Raw genomic sequence first — 16736 nt, 5'->3', positions numbered from 1 at the left:
TGGCAACTCCATGTTATCTAAATATCATCTGACATCTTAATCCCCGGATATTTTACTCAGTTAGGGCGGTCAGATCATTAATCAAAAGGAGAGATAAATAATGCAATCAGCGTTATTTTCAGCGAAATAGTGCTGACGTCAACCTTGTATGCGGTTTATGTAGCAGACAGTCAGTTGATGTCATGGTATTGTTAGCGCAAAGTAACAAGGTTTTCATCTGCAAAAGGACAGTACTATGATCATGGCTAAGCTGAAAACAGCGAAGGGACGGAAGTTTCTATTGTGCCTGCTTGGAGTGTTTATTATCGCAGCGTCGGTCGTGACGCGCGCGACGATCGGCGGCGTTATTGAACAGTATGACATTCCGCTATCCGACTGGACCGCTTCAATGTATGCCATTCAATCTGCAATGATTTGTGTCTACAGCATGGTGTTTACGATTCTGTTGGCTATCCCGCTTGGTATCTATTTCCTCGGCGGCGAGGAGCAACACTAGGCGTTTAAAATGCCGGATGATATCGCCATCCGGCATTTTATTATGTGGTTAATCGTCTTCTTCGTCGTCCAGTTCAACTGGCGTCTGATATTCATCTGGCTTGATGACCAGCAGGTCACAGCGTAGATGATCGATAACCTGTTCCGCGGTATTACCAAGGAACGCGGCAGAAATACCGGTACGTCCGACGGTCCCCAATACCACAATACCTGCCTGTAAGTGCTCGGCTAAATCAGGAATGACCTCTTCAGGTAAGCCTTTTTCAACGTGCGTCACTTTCTCATCAATACTGAATTTCTGGCGTAGCGCCTTCATGGCCAGCAGATGCTGTCCACGGATTGCGTCGTTATAAACGCTGGGATCAAATTCAGGCAGTTCAATCGCGATGTTGATTGGCGTAACAGGGTAGGCGCCTACCAGATGCACTTCGGTATGGTTAACCTGTTCTGCAAGCTGTAGCGTCTCTTTGACCAGTTTTTCATTGAGCGCGTTGTGATAAGCCTCTTCACTGGCGAGGTTTACTGCAACCAGTGCTTTACCCCCTTCAGGCCATGGTTGGTCTTTCACCATCCATACCGGACTTGGACATTTACGCAATAAATGCCAGTCGGTTGGCGTAAATATTACGGCTTCGAGGCGGTCGTGTTGGTGCGCCATCTTGAGGACCAGGTCATGCTTGGCGCTGATGACTTCCTGGATAATGGCTTCAAAGGGTCGGTTATGCCAGACCACTTTAATCTCCAGAGGGATCCCTGCTTCGATATAGTATTTCGCTTGTTCACGTATCCATGCAGTTCGCTGGCTGATAACCCCCTGACGCATTGCCGTACGCTCATCGGGCGACAGCAGGGTAGTCATCTCATAGGAAAAGTCATAGATCGGCAAAAAGGCTTTAATTTTGCCACCAATCCGTTGATGCAAATAAACAGCTCGCCGTAATGCTGGTTGATCGTCCTGGTTCGGGTCGATGACGACCAGCATATTTTTATACATAGCCATACAGGGTCTCCTTACAACTGTCATCGCAGTTTGTAACTAAAAGAGTAACCCAATAATGTGGTTTGAAACAGGGAATAACCTCCTGCCAGATCAATAAATCGGGATAATTTAGCGATTTGACAGAAGGATAACAGAGATGCTTGCGGAAAGATTACGCAACGTTACGCGTATGGCCAGCAAGAACTGCCAGCGCGTCGCTATTCTCAATAGTGATGTATTTGCCTTTCACCGCCAGCATACCGCTTTTCTGGAAACGACCCAGCAGGCGGCTGATGGTTTCAACCGTCAGACCGAGGTAGTTACCGATGTCGCCACGGGTCATGGTCAGGCGGAATTCACGAGGCGAGAATCCACGCTGGGCAAAGCGACGAGATAAATTGTAGATAAAGGCCGCCAGGCGCTCTTCAGCGTTTTTCTTCGACAACAACAGGATCATATCCTGGTCGCCTTTGATTTCGCCACTCATCAGACGCATCATCTGCTGACGCAGATTTGGCATTTTGCCGGACAGGTCATCAAGGGTTTCGAAAGGAATTTCGCATACCATCGAGGTTTCCAGCGCCTGAGCAAAGCTCGGGTGATGTCCGCTGCCAATCGCGTCAAAACCGACCAGATCGCCCGCCAGATGGAAGCCAGTAATCTGCTCATCGCCTTGTTCGGTAATGGTATAGCTTTTAATCGTTCCGGAGCGGATAGCATAGAGTGATTTAAGCTCATCACCTGCTTTAAAGAGCGTCTGCCCCTTTTGGATAGGCTTTTTGCGCTCGATGATGTTATCGAGCTGGTCAAGCTCATGCTCGTTAAGTGTGAACGGGATGCAAAGCTGGCTGATGCTGCAATCCTGGCAATGGATAGCACAACCGCCAGACTGAATGCGCCGTATAATTCGCTTTTCCGGGATCATAGGTCTGCTCAAGCCGTAATTGATATTTGTCAATTTTAACATCTTTTTGGTGAGCACGTAAGCCTGAGCTACTCCCAAGAGAGAATAATTCAAGCATAACTGGAGTGAATATTTGTATCTGCTTGATTAACCACAATTAATTTGGGATCGCATTATGCGGAAGTGTGATGGATAAGGCATTAATTGCCTGGAATCTAGAGTAGCAAATAACCTTCGTGACGCAATAACCACTCTTTTCGTTGTACGCCACCGGCATATCCGGTCATGGTGCCGTTACGTCCAATGACGCGATGACAGGGGACCACAATGCTTATTGGATTGGAGCCATTAGCTGCGCCGACGGCTCTTGCAGCACCGGGGCGTCCCAACTTTTCGGCCAGTTGACCATAATGCATGACCTGCCCGCAGGGGATAGTGCGTAACGCTTGCCAGACTTCACGCTGGAAAGGCGTCCCAGCGGTTGCTGTTTCCAGCGTGTCAATGATGCTGAGGTTTCCGGCAAAATACTCAGCGAGTTTGTCGCTTAATCCACCTGGGTTTTTGGCGGTAATGCGCTGATAACCTTCTGTGCGGTAATGAATATCCAGCAATTGTTCCATGCGATCGCTGTGCTGATCCCATTCCACTGCGCGCAGGCGAAATTGCTCATCACAAATAACCCACAGCGGGCCCAGCGGCGTGTCGATGGTGTCTTCCAGTAAGTTAAGCATCCGTTTCTCTCATTACAGCATTCAGGCGAGGCTACACATTATCACGCCAGTGACCGTCGCAGCTATACCTCTAAAAATGGATATCAACTTGTCGTGAGTAGATCGGTTCAGCGCGACGGATCCGGTTAATTATTGGAAATAACCGTAAACCGTTACCGGTATAGTTGTCGGTATAATAGTGCGCGGTTATGATAATGCCCGTCGCAATACGCTGGAGGATGAAACATGAACCTTGATGATGCATCGTTGTTTCTTGACGCTATGGGGGATGTTCAACCGCTGAAAAGCCATACCGATGTACACTGGCAGCCCATGCGCAATCTTCGCACTCCGGCGCGTATCGATACGCTTCAACTGGATAATTTTCTCTCGACGGGATTTCTCGATATTGTCCCGTTAAGTGTGCCGCTCGAGTTTCGTCGCGAAGGTTTACAGAACGGTGTGACTGACAAGCTGCGAAACGGAAAATACCCGCAGCAGGCGAGTCTTAATCTTATTCGCCAACCTGTTGAAACATGTCGTCAGATGCTTTTTAGCTTTATTCTGCAGGCGCAGCAAGAAGGGTTGCGTAACGTGCTGGTGATACACGGCAAGGGACGTGACGATAATTCTCATGCCAATATTATTCGCAGCTACGTAGCGCGCTGGTTGACGGAATTTGACGACGTGCAAGCATACTGCGCCGCACTGCCGCATCACGGCGGCAGCGGGGCATGCTATGTGGCATTGCGTAAAACCGCGCAGGCAAAACAGGATAACTGGGAGCGTCACGCTAAACGTAGTCGCTGAACGACGTAAACATCAGGCGGCCAGCACTCTGTTCCTGCCTTCGTTCTTGGCTTTGTACAACGCGTCGTCAACACGTTTGAATAACTCATCGATACTTTCATTTGTTTCGTGCCGTGCTACACCAATGCTGACGGTAAAGCGGGGAAGGCCAGGGAGAGTCACCTTTGCCACTGTTGCACGGATCACTTCTGCGAGGTTGAGAGCGACATCCAGCGACGTTCGCGGCAGGAGCAGCACAAATTCTTCACCACCCCAGCGAAAAATAAGATCGTCTTTTCGCGCACAGGATTCCAGGGTGCGTGCCAGAGCACAAAGCACTTCGTCGCCTTTTAAATGGCCAAACAGATCGTTAATGCTTTTAAAGCGATCCGTATCGATCAACAACAGGCTGTAGTCCTGCGTCAATGATATCGCATGCGTCTGTTCCGGCTCGGTTACCTGATAAAAATGTCGGCGGTTAAGTAATCCCGTTAAAACATCTCGCAGGGCCGCACGCTCCAGCTCCTGTTCCAGCCGCTTTTGTTCGGTAATGTCATGAATAATGCACAACATCAGTTTATTACCGTAAATTTCGATCGGTCCGGCGTAGGTTTGCACATGACGGGAAGTCCCATCAGCCAGTTTATGGACAAAATGCAAAGGTTTATGGCCGCCGGGCAGATGGGCGATTTCATGCATCACCGGAAGTATATGGCGGCCCAGCATATTGATTTCCCATGTATGTTTCTGACACATCACATCATGAGTGTATCCATAAAAATTGAGCGCACTGAGGTTTGCATCCACGATTAACCCATCGCGGGACGGATCAATAAGTAACATTGGCGCGGAATTAGTCTGGAAGAAGCGCGCATAAAATCCCTGTTTTTTCCGCTGATAGGTTGCTGAACGGCTCGCTTTCAGACCCTGTGCAGCAGGCGTCTCAATGCCTTCGAAAAGGATGACTTCACCCATGCCAGGCAGGGGTTTAATGGAAAGGCGACTTGCCATCGCAATCTCTTCACCGTCGCGGTAAACCGTGAGAATTTCCACTACATGGTGATGATTTCGCAAGTCGCTGAGATACATGGTTAAGTCATTTTGAGCATGCGTTGAAAATGTTCCCTTGCGGAGCGGGGAAAAACAGAGACCCTGCATTAGCTCCCGTGCAACGTTATTAGCGAACACCAGCTCTTCGGTATGTGGCAAAACAATCCACACCGGAAAGGTTAATAAATCCAGTGAATGCAGCTCGGTTGTGCTCATCGATAATCCCGTTATCTTTATCTGCTGTGTTGCCTGTTAAATGGCGAATATTTTTAGATATTACGTCTCACAATGTTATTGATTGTCGGTGAGACAAGGGGTGTACAACTGGCTTTTGCTTGATACTGTTTTCTTGTTGTATCAGTTCATGAATCTTATGTGCTGGCAGCGGTTTTGCAAACAAGAAACCTTGCAGCATGCTACACCCCATCTGAGTAAGGAGTATTTCCTGTTCCTGGGTTTCTATTCCTTCTGCCACCACACGCATATTCATGGAGTGAGCTATGTCAATAATGGTAGACACAATTTTTGTGTTTTTGCTGTTCTCGCTGATATCTTTGACAAATATCCTGTCAATTTTTAATTCGCGCGCCGGAAGAGACTTCAGCATCAATATATTTGAATTGATGTAGCCCCCTGAAACACCGGACAGTAGCTGTATCTCCAGATAAGAGATAGGCTTGAATATATGTCTAACACTAACGCCAATTTTGAGATGACCGGGATCCTGTTAGGGCAAGAAGTCCGTAAACGTAAAACTCCTCAGGAGAAGATCGCCATTATCCAGCAGACGATGGAGCCGGGTATGAATGTCTCCCATGTCGCCCGCCTGCATGGTATCCAGCCCAGCCTGCTGTTTAAGTGGAAGAAGCAATATCAGGAAGGCAGCCTCACCGCCGTTGCGGCTGGAGAGGAAGTCGTTCCTGCTTCTGAGCTTACTGCTGCTCTGAAGCAGGTCCGGGAGCTTCAGCGCCTTCTGGGCAAGAAAACGATGGAAGTTGAGATCCTGAAAGAAGCCGTGGAGTACGGTCAGTCGCGAAAATGGATAGCGCACGCGCCCTTGTTGCCAAAGGACGGGGAATAGCCATGGTCAGCCGGACCATGGCGTGTCGCGTGCGCAACTGTCACTGCGGATTAACCGTTCTGCCGACTGGCAGGACAGGCGCTGTAACCGGCGTAATGAAGAAGCAGACGCAGAAATACTGTCGGCTATCCTCAACATTATCAGCGATATGCCGAGTTATGGTTATCGACGCGTGTGGGCATCCTGCGCAAGCAACGTCGCACAGAGGGACAGCCACCTGTGAATGCCAAACGGCTTTACAGGATAATGAGCGAGCATAACCTGTTGTTGTTGCATCACAAACCAGAGCGACCGAAGCGTGAACATAAGGGCAAGATAGCGGTGGCAGAAAGCGATATGCGCTGGTGTTCAGATGGCTTCGAGTTCGGCTGCGACAACGGCGAAAAACTGCGGGTAACGTTCGCGCTGGACTGCTGCGACCGTGAGGCCATAGACTGGGCAGCAAGCACGGGAGGCTATGACAGTTCGACCGTGCAGGATGTGATGCTGAGGTCGGTGGAAAAGCGCTTCGGCGACAGGTTGCCCGACACAGCGGTGCAGTGGCTGACGGATAACGGTTCAGCGTATACCGCGTATGAAACGCGGAGGTTCGCGAGAGAGCTGAATCTGGAGCCCTGCACAACAGCGGTGAGCAGCCCGCAGAGTAATGGCATGGCCGAACGGTTCGTGAAAACGATGAAAGAAGACTATATCGCGTTCATGCCAAAACCGGATGTGAGAACAGCACTGCGAAACCTTGCAGTAGCGTTCACGCATTACAATGAAAACCACCCGCACAGCGCGCTGGGATATCACTCCCCGAGGGAATACCGGCGGCAGCGGACATCGTTAACTTAAGATACAAAAGCTGTTCGGAGATGGAGGGTCAAGATCATCAATATATTTGAATAACCTGTACCGAAATCATCAATAGATACGGTGATCCCCAAAGCAGAAAAAGCATTCATGACTTCCACACTGCGTTTCAAATTTTTAAGGGCGGTGCTTTCAGTGAGTTCCAGCGTGAGGCAAGCAGGTGACAGTTGATACTGCGCCAGGGCGTTACAAACAACATCAATAATATCATGCTGTTCAAACTGGGCGGGTGAGAGGTTAACGGCGAGCGTCCATTCTGTATTTCCCTGTAATTTCCATTGATGCAACTGCAGGCATGCCTGCTGGATAACCCATTTCCCAACGGGAATAATCAGGCCCGTATCTTCCAACGCAGAAAGAAATTCGGCTGGCAGCAGCATGCCGCGTTCTGGATGATGCCAGCGTAATAATGCTTCAAAACCGGTTAGGGAATGATCTCCAGCGGTATATTTAGGCTGATACCATAGCTCAAACTGGTTGCGTTCAAGCGCTTGCGACAATTCTTGTAAAAATGTCGGCGGTGTATCCGCGATAGCTTCCATTTCCGGATGATAAATAGCCCAGCCGTTTCTGCCCGCCTGTTTGACATGATACATCGCCATATCGGCCTTCACTTTTAGCTCATGCAGCGTTGAGCCATGCTCAGGGTAAATACTGCTCCCCGCACTTAACGAAACCCGAATGGTATGTCCGAACAAGGTAAAGGGTTCACCGATCACATCGGCAATCCGCGTCAGCAGGGCGGAGATATCCTGCTGGTTGCAGTCTGGAACCAGCAGGATAAATTCATCGCCCCCCAGTCTTGCCAGCGTCATTGAGTTATCAAGGCAAGTGAAGATTCGCTGTGTACTGGCTATCAGTAGCTGATCGCCAATGTGATGTCCCCAGGTATCGTTAACGACTTTAAAACGATCGAGGTCGATAAATACCAACGCGAAATGCTGCTGATGCAGTTTAGAATGCCGCAGGCAGGCCAGTAAGCAGGTGTCTATTTGTGTACGATTAGCGAGACCGGTCAGCGCATCGAAGTGAACCTGATGCTCAAGCTGGCAGTTCAACTGATGCAGATTGTCAGCCAGTCGGGAGGTACGGAGTTGCGAATCCACCATCGAAACCACCAGCATGATCCCCAAAATAACAAGCGTGACGGCGCAGACCCAGATAGAAAGTTCCAGCGTGCTGAGACCATCGTGCGCAGTGTGTCCAAAATGGGTGAACGTAGCTGCTCCCATACCGGTGTAATGCATAGAGGCTATTGCCAGCGCCATAATAAAGGCAGCAATAAGCCGATTTATTAGCGCTCGACGGCTATTTTGGCGTAAGTGAAAGGCCAGCCACAAACCCACGCCAGACGCAGCGACGGCAATAATCACGGAGAGTAGGATCAGCGAGCGATCCCAGGTTATAGCCACATGTTCGATAACGGCATACATACCAACGTAGTGCATTGTAACAACACCGGCACTTAATATGCTGGTAGCAATGAGCAGGCGTTTTGTTGATAGCGTATTACCAGAAATGGCGATATTGATGGCGACTGTCGCAGAAATGAGCGCAATAAAGAACGAAAACGCGGTGAGGGATAAATGGTAATTTATTGGCATACTCATTTTCATGGCCAGCATACCGATAAAATGCATCGACCAGATCCCCATACCCAGCGTAGCGCCGCCAGAGAGTCGCCAGAAGGTAGATTCACGTCTGCTGGAAATTGCCACTTTGCCCGCGCTGTCGAGAGCAATAAAGGAGGCAATAAACGCGACAATAAAGGAAATCCCAATCAATACAGGGTCCCACGACACGTGCAACATCTTACTACCTATCAAAAAAAAGACGTGATGATAAATTTAGCAGGTTTTGTCCAGTTAACCTGATAAAACCTGGGATGTTCTTGTGTTTTTACAATGACTATTAGAGGGAAGGGGCAAACATCGAAAATGATAGACCTTTACTTATACAAATATTCATAAGATTTATAATTCTGTGCATTTTATGCACACGACGTGCTTGTCATCACAATAATCTAACGACAAGCACCAGTCTCATCCTTTGTAGGATAAAACACCTGGTTAATGTAAATTAATAGTGTGATTACCTGTCTTAAGTGAAAGGATTGCAGACTCTCATTGAAAGTTCGTCTTTCGTCTCCGCGTTATGGAAATTTGCATTGCAGATGCTATAAAAAATAATATCCACGTTATTTCTTAGCGCACAGGACTAAAATGTTAAATGATATTAGCGTCAGAACCTTTATTATTTTATTTCTGCTCATTACGGCGGTCGCTCTCAATGTTTTTGAAATAATATTTTCCGCTCCCCCGGTAATTATCATTGGAACTAATTTGGTCAGTTTTACTTCTATATTATGTTTGTGGTGGTACATGACGAAATATTTAGTCGTGCCAATTAATACGGTTAAAAGAAGCATTGAGGAGGTAACCTCCGGGAATCTGGCGATTAGTATTCCAGAGTTTGGCAATAACTGTGCGGGAAGATTAATACCGGGCATTAATAGTTTATCAAGTAATATTTCAACACTCGTTAATGAGATCAGAACATCTTCACAAACGGCGATGGCGCTCTCTGAACAGCTCGCGGAACGCAGCGCTGAGTTATCAGTAAAAACAGAGCAGCAATCCGGAGCATTAATGCAAACGGCTGCCAACATGGATGAAATAGCGGTCAGCACGCGTAACAATGCAGAGAATACGCAAATGGCGAGTGCTAAGGCCAATATTGCAACACTATCTGCCCGGCAGGGCGGTGATTTAATGGTGCAGGTCGCAACCAATATGCAGTCGATCACCGAGTGCGCCCAGCAGATGACAGAAATTATTACCCTAATAGATGGTATTGCATTCCAGACAAATATTCTGGCATTGAATGCCGCCGTAGAAGCGGCGAGAGCGGGAGAACATGGCAAAGGTTTTTCCGTGGTGGCCGGAGAGGTACGAATGCTCGCGCACCGTAGCGCAGATGCCGCTAAGAATATTAAACATCTGATTGCCCAAACTCATGAAAACGTTCAGCAAGGTGCGGCTATTGTGCGTGAAGCTGAAAAAAATATGCAGGATATTGTTGGTGGTGCCGGGCAATTAAACCAACTGATGGGCGAGATATTAACCACTACGCAGGAGCAGGAGAAAGGGATCATCAGTATTACTCATGCGCTCGCGGAACTGGAAAACGTTACCCAGAGTAACGCCATTATGGTGGATGAACTGTCTGACTCTTCGGATATTCTGAAAAATCAAGTGACTGACCTCCAGTCGCGAACGCACAAGTTTCGTTTAAGTCACGCTTTTGAATCTGAGAGACGCCAGCGGGCTTAACAGGGTGCCTCGCAACAAGCGCCACATTTGTCGGCGCTTTTTGTTATCAGATACTTTTATGAGTCATTTCAGCACAATGGGACAATGAGATATTGCTTAACATATTCTGACGGCTAGACTAACGAAAAAAGCTGAATGTTTGTGGAGGCGCTGTGGAAGCCATTAAGGGAACGGATGTTAATGTGCCGGATGCCGTGTTTGCCTGGCTGTTGGATGGGCGTGGTGGGGTGAAACCACTGGAAGATAACGATGTTATCGACACTCAGCATCCCTGCTGGCTGCATCTTAATTATACTCATCCTGAAAGTGCGCAATGGCTGGCGACAACGCCCTTACTTCCCAATAACGTGCGTGATGCGCTGGCGGGTGAAAGCACGCGCCCGCGTGTCAGCAGGGTAGGAGAAGGTACGTTAATTACGCTGCGCTGTATCAACGGCAGCACCGACGAACGGCCTGACCAACTGGTAGCGATGCGTTTATATATGGATGAACGTCTGATTGTCTCAACGCGTCAGCGCAAAGTGCTGGCACTGGATGACGTGGTCAGCGACCTCCAGGAAGGTACAGGGCCGGCTGATTGTGGCGGTTGGCTGGTGGATGTTTGTGATGCGCTGACCGATCATGCCAGCGAATTTATCGAACAGTTGCACGACAAAATTATCGATCTGGAAGATAACCTGCTCGATCAGCAGATCCCGCCGCGTGGCTTCCTGGCATTACTGCGTAAGCAGTTAATTGTGATGCGCCGTTATATGGCGCCACAGCGTGATGTCTATGCCCGCTTGGCGAGCGAACGGTTGTCCTGGATGACTGACGACCATCGGCGACGGATGCAGGATATCGCTGACAGGTTGGGGAGAGGACTGGATGAAATCGATGCCTGTATTGCCAGGACCGGTATCATGGCGGATGAAATTGCGCAGGTGATGCAGGAGTCTCTGGCTCGCCGAACGTATACAATGTCATTGATGGCAATGGTTTTTCTTCCCAGCACATTCTTAACCGGGCTTTTCGGCGTTAACCTCGGCGGTATCCCTGGCGGTGGTTGGCAGTTCGGTTTCTCACTTTTTTGTATTCTGTTAGTGGTCCTGATTGGTGGTGTTACTTTATGGTTGCATCGTAGTAAATGGTTGTAACAACAACGTTTTTTAGTCACTTTTGCGCATGAAAACGTCCTGAATTTTGAGCGAGGTCAATAAACCATCTACCTATTCGGGGCAATATCTCTCTCGCAGGTGAATGCAACGTCAAGCGATGGGCGTTGCGCTCCATATTGTCTTACTTCCTTTTTTGAATTACTGCATAGCACAATTGATTCGTACGACGCCGACTTAGATTAGTCGGCTTTTTTTTGCCTGCAGGAAATCAGCGTCTACCCTAAAAGAGTCAACCTGAATGACTGGAGGAGTATATGACCTGTCTGATTGCAACTGCGCACACGGATTCGCTCCCGACTGACCCGGTTCCCATTCCCGATCCCATTCCTCGTCCGCAGCCAATGCCGGATCCGCCGCCGGATGAAGAACCTATTAAATTGTCGCATCGTGGGCGTAGATCTGCGAGGATACGCGCCTGCTGAATGTGAGTTTTTACCGCGAGATTAAATTGTGACCGCTTTTTCAACCCTGAATGTTTTACCTGCTGCTCAACTCGAGAACCTTAACGAGCTGGGTTATCTTGAAATGACGCCTGTTCAGGCTGCTGCATTACCGGCAATCCTGGCGGGTAAAGATGTTCGCGTGCAGGCTAAAACCGGCAGTGGCAAAACGGCTGCTTTTGGTCTTGGGCTATTACAGCATATTGATGCCGCGCTGTTTCAGACGCAGTCTCTGGTGCTGTGCCCAACCCGAGAGCTTGCCGACCAGGTGGCGGGTGAACTGCGTCGTTTAGCGCGCTTTCTGCCAAACACCAAGATCTTAACGCTGTGCGGTGGGCAGCCTTTTGGTGCACAGCGTGACTCTCTGCAGCATGCACCTCATATTATTGTCGCCACGCCGGGGCGTTTACTCGACCACCTGCAAAAAGGCACCGTTTCTCTGGAAGCCCTGAATACGCTGGTTATGGATGAAGCCGATCGCATGCTGGATATGGGCTTTAGCGATGCGATTGATGATGTCATTCGCTTTGCACCAGCTTCTCGCCAGACCTTGCTGTTTTCTGCGACCTGGCCGGAAGCCATTGCCGCCATCAGTGGCCGGGTGCAACAAAATCCATTAACCATTGAAATTGATACGGTCGATGCGTTACCGGCGATTGAACAGCAGTTTTTCGAAACCTCCAGCCACGGAAAAATTCCGCTGCTGCAAAAATTGCTCAGCCAGCACCAGCCTGCTTCATGCGTCGTTTTTTGCAACACCAAAAAAGACTGTCAGGCCGTGTGTGACGCATTGAATGAGGCGGGGCAAAGCGCACTTTCACTGCATGGCGATCTGGAACAGCGCGATCGCGACCAGACGCTGGTGCGTTTTGCCAACGGAAGCGCACGCGTTCTGGTTGCCACCGATGTGGCCGCACGTGGCCTGGATATTAAATCACTCGAACTGGTGGTTAACTTCGAGCTGGCGTGGGATCCGGAGGTTCATGTCCATCGTATCGGACGTACCGCGCGAGCCGGTAACAGCGGTCTGGCGATTAGTTTCTGTGCGCCGGAAGAAGCACAGCGTGCCAATATTCTTTCTGAAATGCTGCAATTGAAGCTGAACTGGCTGCCAGCGCCAGCTAACGTGTCAATCCTGCCGCTGGAAGCAGAGATGGCGACGTTATGCATTGATGGTGGCAAAAAGGCTAAAATGCGTCCTGGTGATGTTCTGGGGGCTCTGACCGGTGATATTGGCCTGGATGGCGCCGATATCGGCAAAATTGCCGTTCATCCGGCACACGTCTATGTCGCCGTTCGCCAGAACATAGCGCCCAAGGCGTGGAAACAATTGCAAAACGGTAAGATTAAAGGCAAGACTTGCCGAGTTCGTTTATTGAAATAAATACCCATTGGAGTGTCTGATGGTGCTCCGCTTACCAGGCCTACAACGGGTATATGCTCGTTGTAGGCCTGATAAGACGTTTACATAATCGCCTTACTTCACTTCCACCACGTTCAGGCGTAACTCATCCAGTTGAGCATCTTCTTCTGGCTGCCAGCCCGCAGGCTGCAGCGGGATCTCTTCACGATCGAACGCTAAATCACCACCGTCCACAACCTCTGAACCGTGCTTAATGCCTTTAAAATCGAACAGATTGATATCGCTCAGATGTGAAGGCACAACGTTCTGCATCGCACTGAACATGGTTTCAATCCGACCTGGATAGCGTTTGTCCCAGTCACGCAGCATGTCAGCAATGACCTGACGCTGCAGGTTAGGCTGTGAGCCGCACAGATTGCACGGAATAATCGGGAAACCTTTCGCTTCGGAGAAGCGCTCGATATCTTTCTCACGGCAGTAAGCCAGCGGGCGGATCACGATGTGCTTACCGTCATCACTCATCAGCTTCGGCGGCATACCTTTCATTTTTCCGCCGTAGAACATGTTTAAAAACAGCGTTTGCAGGATGTCGTCGCGATGGTGGCCGAGCGCAATCTTGGTGGCACCTAACTCGGTTGCCGTACGGTACAGAATGCCGCGACGCAGGCGAGAGCAGAGCGAGCAGGTCGTTTTGCCTTCAGGGATTTTGTCTTTGACGATCCCGTAAGTGTTTTCTTCAACAATCTTGTACTCAACGCCCAGCTGTTCCAGATACTCCGGCAGAATGTGCTCTGGGAAGCCGGGTTGTTTTTGATCGAGGTTAACCGCAACCAAGGAAAAACTGATCGGGGCGCTTTGCTGCAAATTACGCAGGATCTCCAGCATGGTATAGCTGTCTTTCCCGCCGGAAAGACACACCATAATGCGATCGCCGTCTTCGATCATATTGAAGTCGGCAATGGCTTCGCCCACGTTACGACGCAGACGTTTTTGCAATTTGTTCAGGTTGTATTGTTCTTTCTTGCTAATATCTTGATTTTGCGACATTTAATAGAGGCTCAATTCATAGTGTGGCATCAGAAGAGTATGCATCACGCCGGATAGTCCGGCAAAAGAAGTCTGATATAAAAACTGTGGCGTGTATGGTACGGATAAGCGGGAAAAATGTCAGCACATTTAGGACAGGAATCGTGGGGTATAAGTGGTAGAAACAAAAAGCCCGCAGCGATGTGCGGGCCTGAAAGCTTAGCGGACTACCAGTACCGAACACTCCGCATGACGCACTACTGCTGCGGCGTTAGAGCCCAGCAGGTAGGTGGTGATGTCAGGTCGGTGTGAGGCAATAATGACCATATCAGCCGGTAATTTTTTGGCGATCTCCAGAATCTTATCTTTCGGCGCACCTTCTGCGACATGAATGTGCACTCTGTCCGTTGGGATATTGAACTTCTTGATAATCTCTTCCAGTTGAGATTTTGCTTCGGCTTTCAGATCGTCCATGGCCGGTAACTCTGCCGAGTAGGCCAGTCCCAGAGAAGCGTAGTAGGGCAGTGACGGAATTACGGTCAGAAAATGGACCTGCGCATCGTCAATTTTGGCCTCTGCTTCAACATGGGCAATAACGCGTTGAGTTAATTCTGAGTCTGAAATATCGATGGGTACAAGAATCGTTCTGTTCATAAAACCTCCTGTTTAAGTATCCACCTAAAGCTTACCGCGTAATGGCACTTTATGTACAATGACAAAGATCACATTTTGGCATCACTTTATTTTGATTTCAGGAAACTTGCCTTTTATTACGCCGTCGTAAAATCGACCTTTCGAGACCACGCTCAGGAAATCACGAAAAATACGGGCAGGGACAGGCTGATATTGCAGGGTAGCCAATTGGTGAAAGCGAATTTCCAGCGTGTGAGAGGATTCGTCATAACCGACGGATGCAATACGGGATGATTTTACAGGATGATGATTCATTGCAGGTATCCTCTACTACAGGTCTTAATGCAAGATATCATCTATCAGAGAGATGTTTTAACGCAACAGATATAATGTTTTGATCTGGATAAAACAGAATTGTTAGAACATAAAGAGAGCCCGCTGTTGCCAGCGGGCTGACGGATTAGAACTGGTAAACCATACCCAGTGCTACAGTGTCATCAGTAGAGATGTCATTGCGAGTGTAGAAGCTGTCGTCTTCGTCCAGCAGGTTGATTTTGTAATCAACATAGGTGGAGAAGTTTTTGTTGAAGTAGTAAGTAGCGCCTACAGAAGCATATTTGACCAGATCTTTGTCACCGCTTGTTCCTGCTGGGCTTGCAGCAGTACCTGGCATAGTCAGATCCTTACCTTTAGACATCAGGAAAGAAACTTCCGGACGCAGACCGAAGTCGAACTGGTATTGCGCAGTCACTTCAAAGTTCTGAGTTTTGTTGGCGATAGTATTATCACTACCGTCAGAACCACCATACGGAGTCATATTGCGGGTTTCAGAGTACATGGTTGCCAGGTAGATATTGTTCGCGTCGTATTTCAGACCAGCAGTCCATGCGTCAGCTTTATCACCACCTGCAGTTGAATGGTTTACCTGCTCGTTAGTACGGTCAGAAGAAGTGTATGCGGCACCGAAGCTTACGCCCATACCCAGATCGTAGGTAGAGGAGATACCGAAGCCGTCACCGTTAGAGTTCTTCATGTTACGATCGTCGCCACCGTTATTGGTGCCTTCTTGTTCTGGTGACTGATTTTCGTTCGCGCCTTGGTACTGCAGCGCAACGTTCAGACCGTCAACCAGACCAAAGAAGTCGGTGTTACGGTAGGTTGCAACACCGTTTGCACGACCGGTCATGAAGTTGTCTGCTTTGGTGTAAGAGTCGCCACCGAATTCTGGCAGCATATCGGTCCAGCCTTCAACGTCGTACATGACGCCGTAGTTACGGCCGTAGTCGAATGAACCGTAGTCGCCGACTTTAATACCTGCGAATGCCAGACGAGTCCAGGAGTCGCCTTTATCGCCTTCGGTGCCGTTGGCCTGAACCTGATATTCCCATTGGCCATAACCGGTGATCATATCGTTAACCTGAGTTTCGCCTTTGAAGCCCATACGCATATAAGTCTGATCGCCATCGCTGTTAGCGTCGTCAGAGAAATAATGCAGGCCGTCTACTTTACCGTAGAGATCTAATTTGTTGCCGTCTTTATTATAAACTTCAGCAGCGTGAGCAGCGCCTGCAGCCAGCAGGGCAGGAATTACGAGAGCCAGTACTTTTCTGTTCATTGAAATAATCCTTTAGTTTTTTTATTAACCTGTGACTACCCATGTAGGGAGTAAAAGCATGCTAAAGGAGAAGTTCCGTAAAGAGATAAATATGAATTGTTACGCCTTAAGTAAAACCTTAAATAAATAATTCTACGGAAATGATGATAATTGCGATGAATGTGTTGCGTGAAAATATATAAAATAAAAATTATACAATTGAATTTTGTTGGGCTATTCTGCGCGTGTTATATGCCTTTATTGTCACGTTTTATTTTTCGTTGGTATATTGATGGTAATTATTAATTAGCCAGCGAATAAATTGACA

The 16736-nt window shown here is 48.7% G+C and carries 14 protein-coding genes and 3 pseudogenes; 7 read left to right on the top strand and 10 right to left on the bottom strand.

From position 1 onward, the window contains the following. Positions 1 to 235 precede the first annotated feature (235 nt). Entirely contained in the window at positions 236 to 496 is a 261-nt protein-coding gene (locus E6P06_RS15880; RefSeq protein ID WP_003020403.1) for a DUF2534 family protein, read from the top strand. Positions 497 to 544: 48 nt separating this feature from the next. On the opposite strand, the gene uspE is transcribed toward E6P06_RS15880, so the two are convergent. From uspE to ogt, 3 genes are all read right to left on the bottom strand, one after another. Then, positions 545 to 1495, bottom strand: coding sequence for a universal stress protein UspE (gene uspE, locus E6P06_RS15875; protein WP_003840808.1), 951 nt, complete (start codon positions 1493 to 1495; stop codon positions 545 to 547). A gap of 151 nt (positions 1496 to 1646) precedes the next feature. Then, entirely contained in the window at positions 1647 to 2399 is a 753-nt protein-coding gene (gene fnr, locus E6P06_RS15870; RefSeq protein WP_003020397.1) for a fumarate/nitrate reduction transcriptional regulator Fnr, read from the bottom strand. 194 nt (positions 2400 to 2593) lie between these two features. Next, on the bottom strand, positions 2594 to 3109 hold the full coding sequence (gene ogt, locus E6P06_RS15865; RefSeq protein WP_139935445.1) for a methylated-DNA--[protein]-cysteine S-methyltransferase: 516 nt from the start codon (positions 3107 to 3109) through the stop codon (positions 2594 to 2596). A 225-nt stretch (positions 3110 to 3334) separates the two neighbouring features. Here ogt and smrA point away from each other — a divergent pair, with 225 nt between their 5' ends. Continuing rightward, positions 3335 to 3898, top strand: a complete 564-nt coding sequence (gene smrA / locus E6P06_RS15860) for a DNA endonuclease SmrA (protein ID WP_003843940.1) — start codon at positions 3335 to 3337, stop codon at positions 3896 to 3898. A 12-nt stretch (positions 3899 to 3910) separates the two neighbouring features. On the opposite strand, the gene E6P06_RS15855 is transcribed toward smrA, so the two are convergent. Both E6P06_RS15855 and E6P06_RS15850 read right to left on the bottom strand, forming a co-directional pair. Next, complete coding sequence (locus E6P06_RS15855; protein WP_003843938.1) at positions 3911 to 5143, bottom strand: sensor domain-containing diguanylate cyclase; 1233 nt, start codon at positions 5141 to 5143, stop codon at positions 3911 to 3913. 67 nt (positions 5144 to 5210) lie between these two features. Further along, positions 5211 to 5546: pseudogene (locus tag E6P06_RS15850) on the bottom strand (EAL domain-containing protein); the annotation flags it as partial. A 93-nt stretch (positions 5547 to 5639) separates the two neighbouring features. Between E6P06_RS15850 and E6P06_RS15845 the strand changes: the two are divergent. Beyond that, positions 5640 to 6845, top strand: a pseudogene (locus tag E6P06_RS15845) (IS3 family transposase). Positions 6846 to 6859: 14 nt separating this feature from the next. Here the strand turns inward: E6P06_RS15845 and E6P06_RS15840 are convergent. Next, a pseudogene (locus tag E6P06_RS15840) lies at positions 6860 to 8674 on the bottom strand (putative bifunctional diguanylate cyclase/phosphodiesterase); the annotation flags it as partial. 411 nt (positions 8675 to 9085) lie between these two features. Between E6P06_RS15840 and E6P06_RS15835 the strand changes: the two are divergent. The 4 genes from E6P06_RS15835 to dbpA all read left to right on the top strand — a co-directional run bounded on the left by E6P06_RS15835 (position 9086) and on the right by dbpA (position 13176). Beyond that, entirely contained in the window at positions 9086 to 10195 is a 1110-nt protein-coding gene (locus E6P06_RS15835) for a methyl-accepting chemotaxis protein (protein ID WP_016150306.1), read from the top strand. A gap of 152 nt (positions 10196 to 10347) precedes the next feature. Beyond that, a complete protein-coding gene (zntB, locus tag E6P06_RS15830; protein WP_003020379.1) occupies positions 10348 to 11331 on the top strand; it encodes a zinc transporter ZntB in 984 nt (327 codons plus the stop codon). Between the two features lie 275 nt (positions 11332 to 11606). Continuing rightward, positions 11607 to 11774, top strand: coding sequence for a hypothetical protein (locus E6P06_RS28135; RefSeq protein WP_085951593.1), 168 nt, complete (start codon positions 11607 to 11609; stop codon positions 11772 to 11774). Between the two features lie 28 nt (positions 11775 to 11802). Then, positions 11803 to 13176 carry an ATP-dependent RNA helicase DbpA gene (dbpA, locus tag E6P06_RS15825; RefSeq protein WP_048232112.1) on the top strand — a complete coding sequence of 458 codons (1374 nt, stop codon included), beginning with the start codon at positions 11803 to 11805 and terminating at the stop codon, positions 13174 to 13176. A gap of 93 nt (positions 13177 to 13269) precedes the next feature. Here the strand turns inward: dbpA and ttcA are convergent, their stop codons facing one another. From ttcA to ompC, 4 genes are all read right to left on the bottom strand, one after another. Next, positions 13270 to 14202 (bottom strand): tRNA 2-thiocytidine(32) synthetase TtcA, encoded by a 933-nt coding sequence (ttcA, locus tag E6P06_RS15820; RefSeq protein ID WP_139935444.1) that lies wholly within the window; start codon positions 14200 to 14202, stop codon positions 13270 to 13272. Between the two features lie 198 nt (positions 14203 to 14400). Then, complete coding sequence (gene uspF, locus E6P06_RS15815; protein WP_003020369.1) at positions 14401 to 14835, bottom strand: universal stress protein UspF; 435 nt, start codon at positions 14833 to 14835, stop codon at positions 14401 to 14403. A gap of 81 nt (positions 14836 to 14916) precedes the next feature. Next, complete coding sequence (locus E6P06_RS15810; RefSeq protein ID WP_003020366.1) at positions 14917 to 15129, bottom strand: KTSC domain-containing protein; 213 nt, start codon at positions 15127 to 15129, stop codon at positions 14917 to 14919. A gap of 145 nt (positions 15130 to 15274) precedes the next feature. Beyond that, a complete protein-coding gene (gene ompC / locus E6P06_RS15805; RefSeq protein ID WP_016150305.1) occupies positions 15275 to 16429 on the bottom strand; it encodes a porin OmpC in 1155 nt (384 codons plus the stop codon). Between the last annotated feature and the right edge of the window lie 307 nt (positions 16430 to 16736).

Source organism: Citrobacter sp. CF971 (assembly GCF_006385635.1).
Classification (GTDB): Bacteria; Pseudomonadota; Gammaproteobacteria; order Enterobacterales; family Enterobacteriaceae; genus Citrobacter; species Citrobacter freundii.
Note: the sequence above shows the minus strand (reverse complement) of the source record. Positions and strands in the feature narration are given on the sequence as shown.

Bases quoted from the DNA above. Each gene is read 5' to 3' on its own strand.
- E6P06_RS15880 (WP_003020403.1), top strand. From the start codon at position 236: ATGATCATGGCTAAGCTGAAAACAGCGAAGGGACGGAAGTTTCTATTG.
- uspE (WP_003840808.1), bottom strand. From the start codon at position 1,495: ATGGCTATGTATAAAAATATGCTGGTCGTCATCGACCCGAACCAGGAC.
- fnr (WP_003020397.1), bottom strand. From the start codon at position 2,399: ATGATCCCGGAAAAGCGAATTATACGGCGCATTCAGTCTGGCGGTTGT.
- ogt (WP_139935445.1), bottom strand. From the start codon at position 3,109: ATGCTTAACTTACTGGAAGACACCATCGACACGCCGCTGGGCCCGCTG.
- smrA (WP_003843940.1), top strand. From the start codon at position 3,335: ATGAACCTTGATGATGCATCGTTGTTTCTTGACGCTATGGGGGATGTT.
- E6P06_RS15855 (WP_003843938.1), bottom strand. From the start codon at position 5,143: ATGAGCACAACCGAGCTGCATTCACTGGATTTATTAACCTTTCCGGTG.
- E6P06_RS15835 (WP_016150306.1), top strand. From the start codon at position 9,086: ATGTTAAATGATATTAGCGTCAGAACCTTTATTATTTTATTTCTGCTC.
- E6P06_RS28135 (WP_085951593.1), top strand. From the start codon at position 11,607: ATGACCTGTCTGATTGCAACTGCGCACACGGATTCGCTCCCGACTGAC.
- ttcA (WP_139935444.1), bottom strand. From the start codon at position 14,202: ATGTCGCAAAATCAAGATATTAGCAAGAAAGAACAATACAACCTGAAC.
- uspF (WP_003020369.1), bottom strand. From the start codon at position 14,835: ATGAACAGAACGATTCTTGTACCCATCGATATTTCAGACTCAGAATTA.
- E6P06_RS15810 (WP_003020366.1), bottom strand. From the start codon at position 15,129: ATGAATCATCATCCTGTAAAATCATCCCGTATTGCATCCGTCGGTTAT.
- ompC (WP_016150305.1), bottom strand. From the start codon at position 16,429: ATGAACAGAAAAGTACTGGCTCTCGTAATTCCTGCCCTGCTGGCTGCA.